Below are 17095 nucleotides of genomic sequence, written 5' to 3'. Positions count from 1 at the left end.
AGGTCGATGGCTGGCATGGAAATGATGTTTGACGCGATGATGTCGGCGGGCGGCGCAATGACGGTGGGCGCGGTCGAGCAGCGCCTGCCGAGGCTCGCCGCGCGGTTGGACAAATTCGACCGGGCGGCGACGCTGGCGAAGTTAGGTGGTCTTCTGCGGCGCACGGCAGCGTTGCGATCGCGCCATCACCGGTGCGTCGGCCTCGAACCAATCCAGATCAATCATCTCTGGATCGAGATGTAGATGCGATCACGGATCTCAGCTTGGCGCTGACGGACTAACGCAGACGTCCATTGCGGCGAAGATGCTCGGGATAATCCGGTGCGCCGCCCAAAATCGCGAGCCGGTCCATTCCTGTGGGGGGAGCCGGAGGATTGTCCGCCAGCCAGGCGCGATATGCCTCTTCAGTGTCGAAGTCTGGCGTCTGATGGGAGAAGTCGCTCAGACGTCCGCAGCTGATGCAATGATAGGCTTGGGATGCCTCCTGGAAGTGCATCCCGCACATGGCACCACAGAATGGACAGCATTCTTCGAATTCGAGGTCCGCCCATTCCCAGACACCGAGATATTCTGGGACGGCGTCACGATCATGGCCGATGATTTCGAATGCGTCGGCATGCCGAGCGACGAAGCCATCGCTGCCGGCGTGCACCAGATCCTCCAGAATTTTGCCGGGCTCGAGATGGAACCACTCGCCTGCGACGCGGTGGGCATGGTACTTGCGGTGCAACTCTGCCTCAAGGAGGCTTTCCGTATTGGACTCAATCCACCCAACCAGCACCAGCGTATGCGGATTTCCGGTCTGTAGCGCGTCGCGGCGCTGTTAAATGTCCTTGGCGCGTCCAATTTTCAGCAACGGCTCGCCAGCGCTCAATTGGTAGATGAAGTAGACAGGCATAGCTCTTGCACTTTCAGTTTGAGCACTGACGGAAATCTCTATTGGGCGGGGCGGAAGTTCGCTGATGCGGGTCGTTCCTACGCGACATATCATCACGTCCATTTCCTCCACTCAACACTTTGTCTACACGCTGAGTTATGCCTCACTGCCGGAGCGAGTCAGTTTCCTCGCCCCGAACTTCGCTTGGCCGATAGAAGAATCATCGCCAATCATCTAATTGGCAGGCATTCATTGCAATCTCCTGAGAGACTATGCCTTCATTGTTAGAGAACGCGACTGCTTCGATCCGGATGGGAGTCGAGGATTTCCGCCAGCAGGATCACGATCGCGATATTTCAGCGGTCCGTAATTTCTATGCGGGTGTGCTCCTGCTTGCGAAGGAGGCGCTGATCCGAGCAGTCCCGAATGCTGATCCGCAGCACGTCATTGGTGCCAAGCTTAAGCCTGTGCCAGACGGTCAGGGCGGCATCGAGCTGGCACAAGTAGGCCATTCGACCATAGACTTTCAGCAAATCGGTGAACGCGCCAAAGATTTCGGAATATCCTTGGACCATAAGGCGCTCAAAGCGCTCAACACCATCCGCAACGATATGGAACATCACTACACATCGGAGTCGGCGACCGCGATCCGCGCGGCGATCAGCAAGGGTTTTCCGGTTGTGGCTTCCCTGTTTCGCCAGATGGAGGAAGATCCAGTCGCGCTTTTGGGAGAAGCATGGACAACCATGCTGGAAACTAAGGAGTTGTACGACCAAGAGCTCCGGGAAGCGCGGGCCACACTAGAGAAAATTAGATGGCGATCTTCCTCAATCATGGCTGAAGTCATCAAATGCGGAGATTGTCAGTCCGAGCTCGTCGAGCAGGTCGAACCCGAAAACGAGAGCCAAGATTACGCACAGCTGCGCTGCAAGACCTGCGGGCAAGATGTAGATGTAGCCGATGCCATCGAACAGGCGATCGAGAAGGCGCATGGAGCCGAGGCGTATGTCCGTTACAAGGATGCATTCGAGGATGGCCCGATCTATCAGTGTCCCGTTTGCGGGCGGTCGACGTTGTTGGAAGGGGAAGACGGTTGTGCGAACTGCGGCGAAGCTTTGGATTTTAACGCTGAATGTTTTCGCTGCGGAGCAGGCATCAGCATACAGGATTATCTAGACGGGCTCGATGAAGGGCTTTGCTCCTACTGCTCTCACATGCAGGAAAAGATTTTGCGGGAAGACTGAGATGCTTCCTCGCTCATGTCCAAATTGAGGCAATCAGGCAGTTGCCCTAGTGGCGCCCCATCGACAGTTGCTTTTTGATTTGGACGTCTGCCAGGCAGATCTAAACGACCTTTTTTCGTCGGCAGCGGAGTCAGAGTAAGCGTCAGCTATTCCCGCAATCCGGCTCCTGATTGGACAGTCGTTTACACCGGCTTTCCGCCGTGGTCGGGGCTCCAGAGAATGTTTGGTTCTGGGAAACTGAAATGAGAACCTGAAAGGCAACGATGGGTCGAGGGCGGCAAAGGCTTCTACGCGCCCAACCAAGCCGTTCAACTGGGAAAATGGCGTGCCCATGAGTCGCCAGTCCGCTTGTGACCGGGGCTGGGACTAAGCCGCCATTTGGCGCCCGCAGCGCCAATGGCGGCTATTGTCAAAAGCGGCCGCAGCTGCGACGTCTCAGCCAGATTGTGAAATGACTGGGGTCTGCGCTTGCACTCCATCAAATCGGGTCCGCCATCGATCGACGAATGCAGCAATTGCCGGAAGCACGAGCAATGTGAGCGCCGTGGAGGTTATGAGACCTCCGATCACGACGGTCGCCAATGGTCGTTGAACTTCCGCGCCAGTTCCGGTTGCTAGCGCCATCGGAACGAACCCGAGGCTTGCGACCAGTGCCGTCATCAGCACGGGACGCACGCGCTCCATGGCGCCATCGATGATTGCTTTGTCCCCGCCCGCACCGTCGTCCCGTCGCTTACTGATTGCGCTCATCATCACGAGGCCGTTGAGGACCGCGACGCCTGACAATGCAATAAACCCTACCGCCGCAGTGATCGAGAACGGGATGCCGCGCAACAGCAGCGCGAAGACGCCGCCCGCAAGCGCCATCGGCACGGCCGAGAACACGATGGCTGCGGGAATAAACCCGCCAAGCGCCAGATAGAGCAGCGCATAGATCGCGACGAAGCAGATCGGCACGACTATCAAAAGCCGCAGCCGTGCCGATTGCAGGCTCTCGAACGTGCCGCCCCATTCCGTGTACATGCCCGGCGGCAGCGTCATCGCCCCGATCCGTGCCTGCGCGTCCGAGACGAACCCGCCCAGATCGCGACCGCGAACATTCACCTGAACGGTGACCATGCGCTTGCCATTCTCACGGCTGATCTGGTTGAGACCCTGCGTGTAGCTGAACCGCGCCACTTCCCTCAGCGGGATCGATCGCGCGACCTGCCCGTCCGAAGCGGGCAGCATGATCGGGATAGCCCCCAGCGTTTCGAGATCGTCGCGCTGCGCGTCGGGAAGCCGGACCACGACCGAGAAGCGTCGGTCGCCTTCGAACAGAAGGCCGGCCTCGCGACCGCCGAGCGCCGCGGATACCGTGTTCGCAACCTCCTCGACCGTCAGACCGTAGCGGGCCGCCGCCAGTCGATCGATCTTGACGTCGAACGTCGGCGCACCGTCGGTCTGTTCGGCGCTGACATCTCCCGCACCGGGGATCGAGCGCAGCACGCCCGCGATGCGCCGCGCCTCACCGCTCATCTGGTCGAGATCGTCGCCATAAAGCTTGACCGCTACATCGGCGCGCACGCCCGCAATCAACTCGTTGAACCGCATCTGGATCGGCTGCTGAATCTCGGTGCGGTTGCCGATCAGCGGCTTCATCCGCGCCTCGATGCGCTTGAGGATATCCTCCTTGCTCCGCACCTCGGCCGGCCACTCACTCTCGGGCTTGGGAATGACATAGGTGTCCGAAGCATTTGGCGGCATTGGATCGGTGCCGAGATCGGCGTTGCCGTTCTTGGAAAAGACCAGCGCCACCTCGGGCAGGGTCTTGAGGGCATTCTCGATCTGGAGCTGCATCTGCGTCGACTGATCGATCGAGGCGGACGGCACCCGGAAGTTGGTGACCGTGATGTCCTTCTCGTCGAGCTGAGGCATGAACTCCTCACCGAGCAGCCCGAACGCGAGCACGGCCGCGAGGAATATGCCCGCGCCGCCGAGTACGAACGGCAAAGGGCGAGCGACTGCGCGTTCGAGCAGCGGGGCGTACTTCTCCTTGAACCATCGGATCGGCTTGACCTCTGTCTCGCTGACCTTGCCCTTGATGAGGATCGCCAGCATCGCCGGAACGAAAGTCAGCGACAGGACGAACGCGCTCGCCAGCGCGACCATGAGCGTCACCGCCATCGGCGAGAAGGTCTTGCCCTCGATACCCTGGAAGGTGAGCAACGGCACGAACACGAGGAAGATGATGAGCTGGCCATAGACAGTTGGGCGGATCATCTCCTTGGCCGCAAGCGTGGTCTCTTCAAGCCGCTCGTCCATGCTCAGCAACCGCCCTTCATGCTCCTGTCGTTCGGCAAGGCGCCGCAGGGCGTTCTCGACGATGATCACCGCGCCATCGACGATCAGGCCGAAGTCGAGGGCGCCCAGACTCATGAGATTGCCCGAGACGCCGAGGCCATTCATCCCCGCCGCCGTCATCAACATGGTGATCGGGATGACCGCCGCGGTGATCAGGGCCGCGCGGACATTGCCGAGCAGCAGGAACAGGATAACGATGACCAGCAATGCGCCTTCGACGAGGTTCTTCTCGACCGTCGCGATCGTCGCGTTGACCAGCTTCGATCGGTTGTAGACCGGCTCGGCGAAGACGTCGGGCGGCAGCGCCTTGTTAATCTCGGTCAGGCGCTCGGCGGCGCTGTTGGCGACGATGCGGCTATTCTCGCCGACCAGCATCAGCACGGTCGAGATGACCGCCTCCGATCCCATGCGACTGCCCGAGCCGGTTCGCACCGCGCCGCCGATCACGACCTGCCCGACATCCTTGACCCGCACCGGGGTGCCGCCGCGGGTCGCGACCACCGCTTCTTCGATCTCGCTGATCGAGCGGAGCCGCGCGTCGGCACGCACAAGGAAGCTTTCACCGGCGCGCCGCACATAGTTGGAGCCTGCCGACAAATTGGCCTTCTCCAGCGCATCGGCCAGCTCGGTGATCGAGAGGCCGTAGGTCGCGAGCGCATTGAGGTTCGGCTCGACCAGATATTGCTTCACATAGCCGCCGTTGGAATCGACGCCGGCAACGCCTTTCACGTTGCGCATCTGCGGACGGATGATCCAGTCCTGCACGGTGCGCAGATAGGCTGCCTTCGCCAGTTCGGTAGTCAGCCGCTCACCCTCGGGCGTGAGGTAGCTGCCGTCGGTCTGCCAGCCGGGCTTGCCATCGACATGCTCGGCACCGCCCTTGCCGTCGGGGTGACGAAAGGCGACCGAATAGAAGAAAATCTCGCCAAGGCCGGTGCTGAGCGGCGCGAGATTGGGCTGGACGCCGGCCGGAAGGCTGTCCTTCGCCTGCGCGATCCGCTCGGTCACCTGCTGGCGCGCGAAATAGATGTCGGTCGAATCCTCGAACACGGCGGTCACCTGACTGAAGCCGTTGCGCGAGAAGCTGCGCGTCATCTGCAGCCCGGGAATACCGGCGAGCGCGGTCTCGACCGGGAAGGTCACCTGTTTCTCGATATCGACTGGACCGAGCGTGGGCGCGAAGGTGCTGATCTGCACCTGCCGGTTGGTAACGTCGGGAACCGCGTCGATCGGCAGTTTGGTGATCTGCCACGCGCCGAAGCCGATGACGATGAGCGTGAGGAACGCGACGAGCCATCGTCCGCGAACCGAGAGCGCAAGGATGCGACCGATCATTCCGCCGACTCCTTCTCGAGTTCGGCCTTGAGCAGAAAGGCGTTGGTCGTAGCGATCTGTGTCCCGCCCTTGAGGCCGGAGACGATCGCGACCAGCCCGCCACTGCGCGCGCCTGCCTGCACCGTCTGCGCCCTGAACCCGGCGGCTGTGCGAACGAACACTACCGTGCGCTCGCCGAGCGTCTGCACCGCATCCTGTGGCACCATCACGCCGCTTTTGGTCGCGCCGCCACTGGCGAAGATACGCGCCTGCACGAGCTGCCCTGGCGCAAGCACGCTGCTCCCGGCACTCGCCTCGATGACGACGGTCGCCCCCCGAGTTTGCGCATCGACGACCCCGGTCGACGACCGGACCCGCCCGGCGATGATCGCGCCATCGGCGAGGCTCAACTCGACGCGGTCACGCACCCGCACGCGGGTCGCATCAGCGGGCGGCACGCTCGCCGTGATCTGCAACCGGCTGGGATCGGCGACGCGGAACAACTCAGCTTCGGCGGAGACGAACTGGCCAAGATTTGCCGACGCGGCGGTCACGCGCCCGCTGACCGGGCTCACCACTGCGACCGAGCGGCCGTCACCCGCCACCCGCGCGGCCCCTGCGGCGGCGCTGGCACGCATCGCATCTGCGCGGGCAACCGCGAGATTGGCTTCGGCGGTTTCATAATCGGCGCGCGGGCTGACGCCCTGGGCCAGCAGGCTGCGCTCGCGCGCCAGCTGCTTCGTGGCGAGCGTGACCCGGGCACTTGCCGCCGAGCGGTCGGCGGCGATCGCCGAAGCGTCGCGGCTCTCGACCAGCGCCAGCGTTTCGCCTGCGCGCACCGGATCGCCGATGCGCTTGAAGATGCGAACGACGGTACCGGCCGCGCGCGGTGTCAGCACCGCTTCGGCGTCGGGAGTCGAATCCACCGTGGCGCTGGCTGCGATCGCGGCGTCGAGTTCGCCTGAGGCAGACTGCGCCACCACGATCTGCGAGCTGCGGATACCAGCAGCGTCGATGGCGACATCGTCGCCCGGCTTCGCCTCGGCGGCGGGGGTTTGCGCAGCGGGTGGCGCGGGCTGGGTGAAACGGGCGATGCCGAACCCGGCGCCGGCGGCAAGCAGGAGAGCGACGGCGGAGCCGATATACAGGCGGTTCTTGTCGGAGGTCATGGGATCAGGTCTCCGGTGATGGTGCGGCCCTGGAGGCGGGCGAGCGTAGCGTTGGCGGCGAAGCGCGCGGCGAGCGTGTCGAGCACGACCCCGCGAGCACTGCCGAGATTGTGGCGGGCGGTGAGCAATTCGATCAGCGGTGCCTTGCCGGATTCATAGGCGATCCGGGCGAGCCGATAGGCTTCATCGGCCGTTGCGAGCGACGCTTGCGCGGCCGTCACGCGGCTCTCGCTCGCCTCGGCCTGGGCGATGGCGCCGCGCAGTTCGGCTTCGGTCTCGATCCGCGCAGCCTCGGCGCGCGAGGCCGCTCCCTGCGCCTCGGCGCGGACCGCGGCGACATTGCCGCGATTGCGGTCGAACAGCGGCAGGGGCACCGAGACCCCGACGATCATCGCGGTCGCATTGTCGCGCTCCAGACGGCGCACGCCGAGCTGCCCGGTGACGTCCGGGATTGCGCGCTTCTCCTCGACCCGGATGCGCAGCGCCGCCGCGTCGCGTTCGGCGAGCGCCAACCGGTAGATCGCCGAGCTGCCGGCATCGACCGGGCCGACGATCGCCGGCCGCTCGAACATGGCGAGCACCGAGCCGCTGATGCCGGTAAAGGTCTGGGGCGCACCGGCAAGGGCGGACAGCCGCGCCAGCGCGCCGGTCAAATTGGCGCGTGCGAGGTCGCGATCGGCCCGCAGCGCGTTCAGCGCGGACTCGGCCTGAAGACTCCGCAATCTTGCTTCCTTGCCGACATCAACCAGCGCGCGTGCGAGCTTCAGGTCGGCCTCGGCTTCCTCGACCTCGTCATCAGCCAGTTCGACGCGGCGCTGGGCGATTTCAACCATGGCGTAGGCGAGCGCGAGATCGTGGGCATAGGTCGCCCTGGCACCCGAGGCTCTTGCTCTCGCGACGCCAACCTCGGCCTCTCCGGCAGCAATACGCGCCGAGCGCTTGCCGCCCAGTTCGAACGGCTGGTTATACTGGAGCGTGTTCTCCGCCCCGTCGAAGCCGCGATAGGGCGCGCGGCCCGCGATGTTCTCGGCCATCACGCTGACGGTCGGGTTGGGGCGGGCACGAGCCTGTTCGGCAAGCCCTTCGGCGCGAGCGACATCGGCGGCAATCGCTGCCGAACGGGGTGCGTTCTCGCTGTCGCGCAGCAAGGTGGCGAAGGGCGGCGCAACCTGCGCGCGCACTGACTGGACAAGCAGCAGCGCGCCGCTCGCGACCAGCATGCCGGTCACCGCAATGCGCGGCAGCCGGCCTGAATAGGCTCTCATGGATCAATCCCCTTAACGGCATGTCGAACGCGCGCCAGATCGGCGCCGAGCGTTCAGCCGCGTGGGGGTCGCAATATCTCGACGGGCCTCGCCGAGACCGGCAGGCTGGTGGTGACCAGCGTCCAGCGCAGCGACACGATGAACAGCGTTACGCTAACCAGCGGTCGCGAAGAGAGGTCCACGGTCTGGGCAACGGCATGAGCTGCCAGATGGAGCGCGTCCGACGGATCGGGCTGATCCGAGGGAGCATGGTCATGGTGGTCGGTATCGATGCTCGCGGCATGAACTGGCGCATGGCTGTGCGGCAGGCCGTCATGCCAGGTCGCAAGCCCGATCACGCCGATCATGGCGAGCAGTCCCAACAATGCGGCGACGCACTGCAGACGGCTCGCCGGCGCGCGGCGGGAAGCAAGGACCAACGGTCGGGCCATGGCGCGCAACCTATCGCCACGGTGCATGAGCGGCAAGTAATCCCGCACTATCGCAAATATTGCTGTCATGACCGGCGCGGCCAGCGTGGATGAAGATCGTCGATCACATAGTCGTGTCCCGACTTTCCGTGATCGCGCCAGTGCGGATGATCGGCCGGAAGATCGTCATGATTGTGTTCGACCGTGGTCGCGTCGCGTGCCGGCCAGACCAGCAAAGCCGCAACCGTACCGAAAGCCGCCAGACCCGCCATGGCGGCAAACGCCGCTGACAACCCAGAGGCCGCACCCAGCTGCCCGGCGAGCGGATAGGCTATCAGCCAGCAGACATGGCTGAGCGCGAACTGGGCCGCGAACAGGGCCGGCCGGTCCTCGGCGTTCGCCGAGCGCTTGATGAGGCGGCCCGATGGCGTGATGCTTGCCGCATAAGCCATGCCGAGGAACGGCCAACCGATGAGAATGACCGGCCATGCGAGCGAGTGGCCCGGCGCCGTCAAGCCGGCTGCGGCAAGGCCCGCGAGCAATATGGCCAGCGCCACCGACGCGATCAGCATCACGCGCCGATCGGAAAACCGGTCGAGAATGCGCGGCAGTGCAAAGGCGGCCAGCATCGAACCACCGCCATAGGCGGCGAGCGTGATCGCGACCTCGCGCTGGCCGAGCCCGAGCGCGCGGACGATCACGACCGTGTTGACGATGACCATCGCGCTCGCGGCAGCGGCGGAAAGCGTGACCGCGAGCAAGCCGCGCAGACGCGGCGTGCGCAGATAGATGCGGATGCCGCGCGTGGTCTTGGCATATATGCCGTCGCGGACGGCGGTCGATTGACTGACGAGGCTGGGCAGGCCGGAGCTGACGACGAGCGCGGCCGATGCAAGGAAGCCGAGGGCGGTGCCCGAGAACAACCAGTGGAAGTTTATCACGGTGAGCAGCGCGGCCGCCAGGACCGGACTGGTCAGTGTCTCCATGTCGTAGGCGAGCCGGGAAAGAGAGAGCGCGCGGGTATAGTCGCGCTCTTGCGGCAGCACATCGGGAATGGTCGCCTGAAAGGTCGGTGTGAACGCGGCCGATGCCGATTGCAGGACGAAGATCAGGACGTAGATCTGCCAGACTTCGCTGACGAACGGCAGGAACACCGCGACGCCGGCCCGGACGAGGTCGAGCGCCACCAGCAGGGCCTTGCGCGGTACGCGATCGGCGAAGGCGCCCGCAATCGGCGCGACGAGGATATAGGCGACCATCTTGATGGCGAGCGCCGTGCCGAGCACGGCACCGGCATTGCCGCCGGCAAGGTCATAGGCAAGCAGCCCGAGCGCCACCGTCGCGAGGCCGGTGCCGACCAGCGCGATCACTTGGGCGAGGAACAGATGGCGATAGACGCGATTGGCGAGCACCTCGAACACCCACATCCCATATCCCCCCTGGGGGATACATGTCTATCCCCCCGGGGGGATATTTTCTCGACAGCGATCGTCGCCCGTGGGATAGGATTGCATGGCCCATCAGACCCATTCCTCCCATCCCGCGATCATCAAGCGCCTCAATCGTGCGGCGGGGCACCTCAAGAGCATTGTCGGGATGATCGAGGAGGAGCGCGCCTGCGTCGACATCGCCCAGCAATTGCAGGCGGTGGAAAACGCTATCGCCAGCGCCAAGCGAGCGCTGATCAACGACCATATCGATCACTGCCTCGTCCACGCCGAGGAAGGCGAAGGCCCACAGCACGCGATCGACCAGTTCCGCGCCATCTCCAAATATTGGTGAGGGGCTCTCGTCAGCCGCGCGCGATGGCAGCCGCCCGCGCGTAACGCCGGTCGACCTCCTCCCAGTCGAGATTGGCGAACCAGGCGTCGATATATTTGGCGGCCTGCGTGCCATAGTCCATGTGGAAGCTGTGCTCGTACATATCGAGCACCAGCAGCGGAATGCCGGCGGCCGGCGCATGCATATGGTCCCACGACCAGCTGGTGCCGAGCGCGCCGGTGTGGAGATTGTAGGAGAGGATCGTCCAGCCCGATCCGCCGGCGAGCGACATGGCAGTGCGCCGATATTCGGCCTCCCAGGTCGCGAACGAGCCATAGGCGGCGTCGATCGCCTGCTTGATCCGGCCGCCCGCCTGACCGTTGCCGCCAAGCCCGTCGAAATAGAGTTCGTGCAGCACGACCGAGCCGGTCCGGTGCGCCTCTTCGCGCTTGAGACCGCCATATATCGCTGGCGGCGCATCCTTGTCGGCAAGGGCCGAGGCAAGACGCGACCGCACTGCGTTCAGCGTCTTGACCGACCCCTGATAGTTGTTCTCCCAATGCGATTTCAGCAGTCGCTCCGAAAGGCCGGGCAGCTTGGCGGGATCGAACTTGAGCGGCTTGGGCTGGAAGCTGCCGGTGAAGGCGGGTACGGGAGCGGCGACGCCCGATTGCGCAACCGCACCATCGGCTGCGGCGACGAGCAAGGCGCTCGCTCCAAGGGTTTTTACAGCACCTCGTCGTGTAACGTCGGTCATGGGCTCATACTCCTTGAGCGAAAAGGAACCAGGCCGCGCCGATCGCCGCGGAGCCGGCGAGGACGGTGAGCACACCTAGCTTGAAGCGGAAGATCGCCAGTGCGGCGGCGGCCGACAGCAGCGCCGCCGGCCAGTTGATCGAGGCCAGCACCGGCGCGTCGAAGCGGTGGCCCATGATTCCGATCGGCTGCACGCGGCCGAACAGCGTGTGGATCGCGAACCAAATGGCGAGGTTGAGGATGACGCCGACGACCGCGGCCGTGATCGCGGTCAGTGCTGCCGACAAGGCCTTGTTACCGCGCAGCCGCTCGATGAACGGCGCACCGGCAAAGATCCAGAGGAAGCACGGCACGAAGGTGACCCAGGTGGTCAGGATGGCGCCGAGCGTCGCGGCGATTAGCGGAGCCAGCCCGCCGGCATCGCGATAGGCCGCGAGGAAGCCGACGAACTGCGTGACCATGATCAACGGCCCGGGCGTGGTCTCCGCCATGCCGAGCCCGTCGAGCATCTCGCCGGGCTTGAGCCAGCCATATTGGTCGACCGCCTGCTGCGCGACGTAGGCGAGCACCGCATAGGCGCCGCCGAAGGTCACCACCGCCATCTGGCTGAAGAACGTGGCGATGCGCGCATAGACGTCGTCGGAACCAAGCAACAGGACGAGCGCCAGCACTGGTGCAAGCCAGAGCATGAGCAGCGCGCCCGAGATCTTGAGCGACCACCCGAGATTGGCGCGGGCATGCTCGGGCAGCGCTTCTCCCAGCGCGGTATCACGGTCATGCACGATCGCGCCGCCGCCCGGACCATGGCCCCCGCCGCCGCGAAACGCTGGACTGCCAGATCGGCCGCCGACATAGCCGACAATGCCGGCGAGCAGCACGATCAGCGGGAACGGCGCGCCGAGGAAGAAGATCGCGACGAAGGCGGCGACGGCGATACCGCGCATGACACTGTTCTTGAGCGCGCGCGATCCGACGCGAACCACCGCTTGTACCACCACCGCCAGCACGGCGGCCTTGAGCCCGAAGAACAGGCCCTCGATCAGCGGGACATGCCCGAGTAATACGTAAACGTAACTGAGCCCGAGGATCGCGAGGAAGCCCGGCAGCACAAACAATGTGCCTGCGACCAGCCCGCCTTTCGTCTTGTGGAGCAGCCAGCCGATATAGATGGCGAGCTGTTGGGCTTCCGGCCCCGGCAGGAGCATGCAGTAGTTGAGCGCGTGGAGAAATCGCTCCTCGCCGATCCAGCGTTTCTCATCGACGAGGATGCGGTGCATCACCGCGATCTGCCCGGCCGGGCCGCCGAAACTCAGTGCTGCGATCCGCGCCCAAACCCGCACCGCTTCGCCAAAGGCAATGCCGTGATCATGCGCCTTGAGCCGGAGCGCGATCTGCTCGTCGGTGATAACGCTGCTCATCGCTCGACCCTCCGGGCACTGAAAAAGGCGTGGAACTGGTCGAGCGCATCGCCGGCCTTTGCGATACGCTCCAGATCGTCGTCGGTGGATGCGCACACGCCCGACAGCATCGCGCCGAGACCCGCTGTTTCAGGCCGGTTGAACTTGGCGTCAGCAATGTCGAGGTCGTGGATGATCTCGCCGATTGCGACGAGTCCGGCGTCTTCGCCCAGGCCTGCGCGCATGACGATGGTCTCGAAGCTGCACCGATCCTCTTCATGAGTGAACTCTGCATCGGCCATGTCGAAGCGAAGCTCTCCGGCTTCGGGCGCATAGCTGCGTCCATCGACGAACTTGAAGACTGCATTGCGGTCGATGAACCGGCGGATGAGCCAGGCACAGGCGATGCGATCGACATGCACGCCGCGCCGGGTCACCCAGGTTTTACCGATTAGATCGCGCGGTTCGTCCGAGGCCGGCATCGACCGACTGACGTCGGGATGCTGGTAGCGCTGACGGTCAAGCTCGGCGAGCGCAGCCTCGGCATCCTGCCGCCCATGTGCCCCAAAGAAGTCGAGCATTGCGGCGTCGCCGAGGCGCTTCTCCAGCTTCACGATCTCGGCGCCGCTTGCCGGCCCGGTTTCAAGCAGCAGGCGGGCCGCCTGCGCTATCTCGGAATAATCGGCATCGCGCGCGGCATCGAATAATCCGCGCACGTCGGCATCGCTCTGTCCCGCCAGCAGGATCGCATCGAGCAGGATGGCGTCGCCGCCCGCCACGACGATCTCCTCCAGCAAGACGCGTAGGGTCGCTTCGTTCGCATCGCTCTTGGGAAGGACGTGCACAGCATTCTTGAGCGGCACCGCCCCGATCGTCTGGAGCCTCCGCCAGACCTTCACCCGCAGATAGGGTGGCTTGGTCGGGAGCTGATGGAGCAGAGCCAGCCAGTTCGCAGTTTCGATCGATGCCATAATGGTGCATGTATATCATACAATGCGATTCGATAGAACACATATATCACAACTAACTTGGCTGGTATCAGCGCTGGTCGTGGCTACCGCTCCAGGCGCCGCGCAGGCGCAGCAGGCAGGCGACGGCTTGTCGCTCTCGGGCGCGATGCGCCTGCGCTACGAGGTCATCGACGGTCAGCCGCGTGTCGGATTCAATCAAAGCGATGATCTCGTGAACCTGCGCACCAACATTCTCGCCGAATATCGTTCGGACCATTGGCGTGCGGCGATCGAGCTCTACGACAGCCGCGTGTGGGGCGAGGGTGATGGGACGCCCGTCACCACCAACGAGGTCAACACGCTCGAGCCGGTCCAAGCCTATGTCGCGGGCGACTTCGACAATGTGTTCGGGAAGGGTTCGAAGCTGACGCTGACCGCCGGGCGCATGATGCTCAATCTCGGCTCGCGCCGGCTGGTCGCCGCCGACGACTATCGTAACACTACCAATGGCTATTCCGGGCTTCGCGCGGATATATCGGCGCGCGGCGGTTGGAAGGCGACGCTGATATACACGTTGCCGCAGGTTCGGCTTCCTGACGACAATGCCAGCCTGCGCAGCAGCAAGGTCAGGCTCGACCGCGAGAGTTTCGATCTCGTGCTCTGGGGCGGCCAGATCAGTAAGGCGAAGGCGATCGGCCCGGCGATGGCTGAGATGACCTATTTTCATTTGGGGGAGCGCGATGCGCCAGGCCGTCCGACCCGAGATCGGTCGCTCGATACCATCGGTGGCCGGCTCATCGCAGAACCGCGCGCCGGCAAGGTCGATTTCGAGATGGAAGCACTCTATCAGACCGGTCACATCAGCATGTCGACGGCCGCGCTTGCGCCTTCGCAGTTGGTAAGGGCGAGCTTTCTGCACGCGGATGTCGGCTTTAGCTTTGCCGGTCCTTGGAAACCGCGCCTATCGATCGAATTCGATCGGGCGAGCGGCCACAAACCAGGTGGCCATTACGGGCGCTTCGATACGCTTTTCGGCATGCGCCGCGCCGAGCTGGCACCGGCCGGCCTGTATAATGCCATCGGGCGCGCCAATCTCGTGACACCTGGTGTTCGACTAGAGGCGACACCGAACAAGCGGCTCGACTGGTTAGTCGTTTATCGCGCGATGTGGGCTGACGCGCGTGAAGACAGTTTTTCTACGACCGGCGTCCGCGATGCCGGCGGGCTGTCGGGAAGCTTTGCCGGGAATCAAGTTGAAGTGCGGCTTCGTTACTGGCTTGTTCCTGATCGACTACGTTTCGAATTTGATGGGCTTTTGCTGGCGAAGGGGCGTTTGCTCCGTGAAGCGCCCAACGCACCGGCAAAGGGATGGACGCGCTATGGGTCATTCAATCTCACCGCCGTTTTCTAAGCGACTTAGAATTTTGTTCTGGGAGCCGGGCAATGTGAGTGGATCGCATGGCGGACGCTATCGTAGCGCTGTAGCGTAGGCATATTGCCCATCTTCATCGGGCTGAGCCCGCCAAGCTGTCTCGCAAAGTTCGGGCGTTCTCGATAGATTGCTGACGACCGATGATGGGGCGCGATGCTGATGGTCCGCTTGGACCGGAATGATCGGCCGCTTTCGGCATACCCAGACCTTATAGGGAGCAGTTGTGAACGACTGAGTCTGGTCGGCAGCCGACACCGAGTGAGCGTCAGCTATCTCAGAAACCCAACTCGGAACCGGACGGTCGCCTACCGGCCAGAGCCGGACACATGCGCCTCCTTCGGAAAACACGCTCTCGCATCCGGGAACATACACATGAGCAGCTGCGGGAGCGTTTGCTCGATTGGATCATCGAAGCCGGCCAGGAGCTTCACGAAGAGTGCCCATTCCGTAAGGATCGTCATCACGCCCCGCACGGCTATCAAGGGCGGCGGGAATCCGTCGTCGATGGCATCCCGCTAACGCTGTCGCTGCGTGTGCACTGGTCCGAAAGTGGGCGCCACGACGGGGCGCTGTTTCTCTCGCGAAAGGCAGGGGTTGATATTGAGGAACAGCGACTGATTCGTATGCGGACGGCCTTGGACAAGAAACTGCCCAAGCTGACTGAATGCACGGTTCTGGGCGATACGACCTTCCTCATTCTCGAATGGTCCGACATTGCGCTCAGCAACCATGTGGTCATAGGCCGCGCGCTCGAAGCCGCGCTCGCTGGACGGAGCGACTGCCCAGATTACGTCTTTTTGGCTGATACCGCGACCGAGCAGTGGCACTTCTTCCAGCCCGTCATAGCTGGAAATTCTCGATCGACATGGAGTACATTGAGATCGACAGGCGGATGGAGACCCGTTTGGCGTGACGATCGTGCCTAACGCGGATCTCCACAGCAGCCGCTGTTAACGCGAACTGACGACTTGCAGATGCGCGGATGATCTGCGACCTACGCAGTGTCGTCGATCAAACCCGGCGATGGGGCGTGGAAACCCCGAATTCGGTAGACTCGGTTTCTCTATGAGGCCGGGTGGCATGCGCGCATGTCCAACCCGTGAGGGTAAAGGCGCATGCGCCTGCTCTACCGATCAGGTTTCCAACACCCGGCTTTTGCCGGTCGCCCTTGTCGAAACAGAGGGGTGACCCAATGCACTTGAAATTTAACGGCAAGCTTAGCCCCAGCAGCCTCGAGCAGATCACTGGCCCTTTAATGGAGTTCCTCGAGCGGGAGGGGATCACTCAGATTGACGAGGTTTCGCTCAACCTTCGTGCGTGGCGGGGCGAGGTCCGAACGCAGATCATAAATGCTGATGCCCGGATCGTCAGCTTGTCCATTCCTGCGGAAGAGATCCTTGAGCGAGGGATACCTTCGACCTTTGCACTGCCGAAGCATTTGCAACTGCGAGATCGGCCGGACGAACTCGATCATGACGGCTTTGCGATGTTTTGGGGGCGAGATGACTGATGCCAAAAGTACAGCCTCGGTCGCCGGTTCCCCCTGATGCTGACCTCGCTGAATGGCTGCTCGTCACCAGTATGAGAACGTTTGATCCGGCCCGCAAGGAACTGCGCTTGGCGGGGAGAATCTTCAATGATCAACGCCAGCGCTACCCTGATGGCAAATGGGTCATCACCTCGGCTCTCCGAACACCGATGCGCCTTATTGTGCCGCGCGGGCTGATACGTACTCAGAACACCCGCTATCGTCTCCGCGAGAGAGGCACGCGGGAGGATATCACGCTCGACTGAGCAGGAGATCAGATGCTTGTCGTGAAAGTCGAAATATGGCCGGGAGGCCATGAAGCCAGTGCGTTTGAAATCGGGCGCATGGAAGTCGTCAATGAGAGCGGTCTATCGCAGGTGAGCGGCTATTCCGCCCATATTATTCAGCGAGACACGCCGCGATTGCAGGTGGCAGCATTCGATCTTCGCACGCAGGTACGTTCGCATGCTCGCAGCGATGGACCTTGGGCGCTTGTAAAGAGGGTGCTCGATCAAATTCGCAATGCGCAAGGGCGCGTCGTCATTGACTAGCGGGGCGGTCCTATGACTTGGACGAGCTCCTCACCGGAATGAAGCCAGATACATTCCCGAAGTCCATCGACTGAATCGTAAGCGCTGTCCCAGCCCCA

General features: G+C 63.2%; 16 protein-coding genes and 1 pseudogene. 8 read left to right on the top strand and 9 right to left on the bottom strand.

The genetic code is table 11. The features are described 5' to 3' along the window. Positions 1 to 6 precede the first annotated feature (6 nt). Positions 7 to 243, top strand: coding sequence for a hypothetical protein (locus B2V90_RS11685; RefSeq protein ID WP_037516025.1), 237 nt, complete (start codon positions 7 to 9; stop codon positions 241 to 243). Between the two features lie 34 nt (positions 244 to 277). Here B2V90_RS11685 and B2V90_RS11680 read toward each other — a convergent pair. Next, positions 278 to 802 (bottom strand): annotated as a pseudogene (locus B2V90_RS11680) (GIY-YIG nuclease family protein); the annotation flags it as partial. Positions 803 to 1188: 386 nt separating this feature from the next. Between B2V90_RS11680 and B2V90_RS11675 the strand changes: the two are divergent. After that, complete coding sequence (locus B2V90_RS11675) at positions 1189 to 2121, top strand: hypothetical protein (RefSeq protein ID WP_252364876.1); 933 nt, start codon at positions 1189 to 1191, stop codon at positions 2119 to 2121. Positions 2122 to 2556: 435 nt separating this feature from the next. Here B2V90_RS11675 and B2V90_RS11670 read toward each other — a convergent pair whose 3' ends face one another. From B2V90_RS11670 to B2V90_RS11650, 5 genes are all read right to left on the bottom strand, one after another. Next, the gene (locus B2V90_RS11670; protein WP_037516031.1) at positions 2557 to 5799 is read right to left on the bottom strand and encodes an efflux RND transporter permease subunit; all 3243 of its coding nucleotides are present in this window, start codon (positions 5797 to 5799) and stop codon (positions 2557 to 2559) included. Then, on the bottom strand, positions 5796 to 6947 hold the full coding sequence (locus B2V90_RS11665; protein ID WP_037516039.1) for an efflux RND transporter periplasmic adaptor subunit: 1152 nt from the start codon (positions 6945 to 6947) through the stop codon (positions 5796 to 5798). The genes B2V90_RS11670 and B2V90_RS11665 overlap by 4 nt, the downstream gene beginning before the upstream one ends. Continuing rightward, positions 6944 to 8212, bottom strand: a complete 1269-nt coding sequence (locus B2V90_RS11660) for a TolC family protein (RefSeq protein WP_037516042.1) — start codon at positions 8210 to 8212, stop codon at positions 6944 to 6946. The genes B2V90_RS11665 and B2V90_RS11660 overlap by 4 nt, the downstream gene beginning before the upstream one ends. A gap of 53 nt (positions 8213 to 8265) precedes the next feature. Continuing rightward, entirely contained in the window at positions 8266 to 8643 is a 378-nt protein-coding gene (locus B2V90_RS11655; RefSeq protein ID WP_103097430.1) for a hypothetical protein, read from the bottom strand. 65 nt (positions 8644 to 8708) lie between these two features. Then, positions 8709 to 10043, bottom strand: a complete 1335-nt coding sequence (locus tag B2V90_RS11650) for an MFS transporter (RefSeq protein ID WP_103097443.1) — start codon at positions 10041 to 10043, stop codon at positions 8709 to 8711. A 91-nt stretch (positions 10044 to 10134) separates the two neighbouring features. Here B2V90_RS11650 and B2V90_RS11645 point away from each other — a divergent pair, with 91 nt between their 5' ends. Further along, a complete protein-coding gene (locus B2V90_RS11645; RefSeq protein WP_037516050.1) occupies positions 10135 to 10404 on the top strand; it encodes a metal-sensing transcriptional repressor in 270 nt (89 codons plus the stop codon). Positions 10405 to 10414: 10 nt separating this feature from the next. Here the strand turns inward: B2V90_RS11645 and B2V90_RS11640 are convergent, their stop codons facing one another. Genes B2V90_RS11640 through B2V90_RS11630 form a run of 3 tightly spaced genes read right to left on the bottom strand, consistent with a single transcriptional unit; the run spans position 10415 to position 13507 of the window. Next, positions 10415 to 11140, bottom strand: coding sequence for a superoxide dismutase (locus B2V90_RS11640; RefSeq protein ID WP_037516052.1), 726 nt, complete (start codon positions 11138 to 11140; stop codon positions 10415 to 10417). Between the two features lie 4 nt (positions 11141 to 11144). Then, a complete protein-coding gene (gene chrA, locus B2V90_RS11635; protein WP_037516055.1) occupies positions 11145 to 12557 on the bottom strand; it encodes a chromate efflux transporter in 1413 nt (470 codons plus the stop codon). Continuing rightward, the gene (locus tag B2V90_RS11630; protein WP_080727134.1) at positions 12554 to 13507 is read right to left on the bottom strand and encodes a chromate resistance protein ChrB domain-containing protein; all 954 of its coding nucleotides are present in this window, start codon (positions 13505 to 13507) and stop codon (positions 12554 to 12556) included. The genes chrA and B2V90_RS11630 overlap by 4 nt, the downstream gene beginning before the upstream one ends. Before the next feature lie 79 nt (positions 13508 to 13586). On the opposite strand from B2V90_RS11630, the gene B2V90_RS11625 reads away from it, so the two are divergent. From B2V90_RS11625 to B2V90_RS11605, 5 genes are all read left to right on the top strand, one after another. Next, the gene (locus B2V90_RS11625; RefSeq protein ID WP_245892687.1) at positions 13587 to 14897 is read left to right on the top strand and encodes an alginate export family protein; all 1311 of its coding nucleotides are present in this window, start codon (positions 13587 to 13589) and stop codon (positions 14895 to 14897) included. A gap of 413 nt (positions 14898 to 15310) precedes the next feature. After that, the gene (locus B2V90_RS11620) at positions 15311 to 15844 is read left to right on the top strand and encodes a hypothetical protein (RefSeq protein ID WP_037516058.1); all 534 of its coding nucleotides are present in this window, start codon (positions 15311 to 15313) and stop codon (positions 15842 to 15844) included. A 266-nt stretch (positions 15845 to 16110) separates the two neighbouring features. Next, the gene (locus B2V90_RS11615) at positions 16111 to 16428 is read left to right on the top strand and encodes a hypothetical protein (RefSeq protein ID WP_037516061.1); all 318 of its coding nucleotides are present in this window, start codon (positions 16111 to 16113) and stop codon (positions 16426 to 16428) included. Continuing rightward, on the top strand, positions 16428 to 16712 hold the full coding sequence (locus tag B2V90_RS11610) for a hypothetical protein (protein WP_037516064.1): 285 nt from the start codon (positions 16428 to 16430) through the stop codon (positions 16710 to 16712). Before B2V90_RS11615 ends, B2V90_RS11610 begins: the two co-directional genes overlap by 1 nt. A gap of 12 nt (positions 16713 to 16724) precedes the next feature. After that, positions 16725 to 16997, top strand: a complete 273-nt coding sequence (locus tag B2V90_RS11605) for a hypothetical protein (RefSeq protein WP_037516067.1) — start codon at positions 16725 to 16727, stop codon at positions 16995 to 16997. Positions 16998 to 17095 lie beyond the last annotated feature (98 nt).

The organism is Sphingobium sp. UBA5915, assembly GCF_002431195.1.
GTDB classification, from domain to species: domain Bacteria; phylum Pseudomonadota; class Alphaproteobacteria; order Sphingomonadales; family Sphingomonadaceae; genus Sphingobium; species Sphingobium soli.
The sequence above is the reverse complement of the archived record's forward strand: the minus strand, read 5'-3'. Positions and strand labels throughout refer to the sequence as shown.

Excerpts from the sequence above, each read along its gene's own strand:
- B2V90_RS11685 (WP_037516025.1), top strand. The coding sequence starts at position 7 with ATGGCTGGCATGGAAATGATGTTTGACGCGATGATGTCGGCGGGCGGC.
- B2V90_RS11675 (WP_252364876.1), top strand. The coding sequence starts at position 1,189 with ATGGGAGTCGAGGATTTCCGCCAGCAGGATCACGATCGCGATATTTCA.
- B2V90_RS11670 (WP_037516031.1), bottom strand. The coding sequence starts at position 5,799 with ATGATCGGTCGCATCCTTGCGCTCTCGGTTCGCGGACGATGGCTCGTC.
- B2V90_RS11665 (WP_037516039.1), bottom strand. The coding sequence starts at position 6,947 with ATGACCTCCGACAAGAACCGCCTGTATATCGGCTCCGCCGTCGCTCTC.
- B2V90_RS11660 (WP_037516042.1), bottom strand. The coding sequence starts at position 8,212 with ATGAGAGCCTATTCAGGCCGGCTGCCGCGCATTGCGGTGACCGGCATG.
- B2V90_RS11655 (WP_103097430.1), bottom strand. The coding sequence starts at position 8,643 with ATGGCCCGACCGTTGGTCCTTGCTTCCCGCCGCGCGCCGGCGAGCCGT.
- B2V90_RS11645 (WP_037516050.1), top strand. The coding sequence starts at position 10,135 with ATGGCCCATCAGACCCATTCCTCCCATCCCGCGATCATCAAGCGCCTC.
- B2V90_RS11640 (WP_037516052.1), bottom strand. The coding sequence starts at position 11,140 with ATGACCGACGTTACACGACGAGGTGCTGTAAAAACCCTTGGAGCGAGC.
- chrA (WP_037516055.1), bottom strand. The coding sequence starts at position 12,557 with ATGAGCAGCGTTATCACCGACGAGCAGATCGCGCTCCGGCTCAAGGCG.
- B2V90_RS11630 (WP_080727134.1), bottom strand. The coding sequence starts at position 13,507 with ATGGCATCGATCGAAACTGCGAACTGGCTGGCTCTGCTCCATCAGCTC.
- B2V90_RS11615 (WP_037516061.1), top strand. The coding sequence starts at position 16,111 with ATGCACTTGAAATTTAACGGCAAGCTTAGCCCCAGCAGCCTCGAGCAG.
- B2V90_RS11610 (WP_037516064.1), top strand. The coding sequence starts at position 16,428 with ATGCCAAAAGTACAGCCTCGGTCGCCGGTTCCCCCTGATGCTGACCTC.
- B2V90_RS11605 (WP_037516067.1), top strand. The coding sequence starts at position 16,725 with ATGCTTGTCGTGAAAGTCGAAATATGGCCGGGAGGCCATGAAGCCAGT.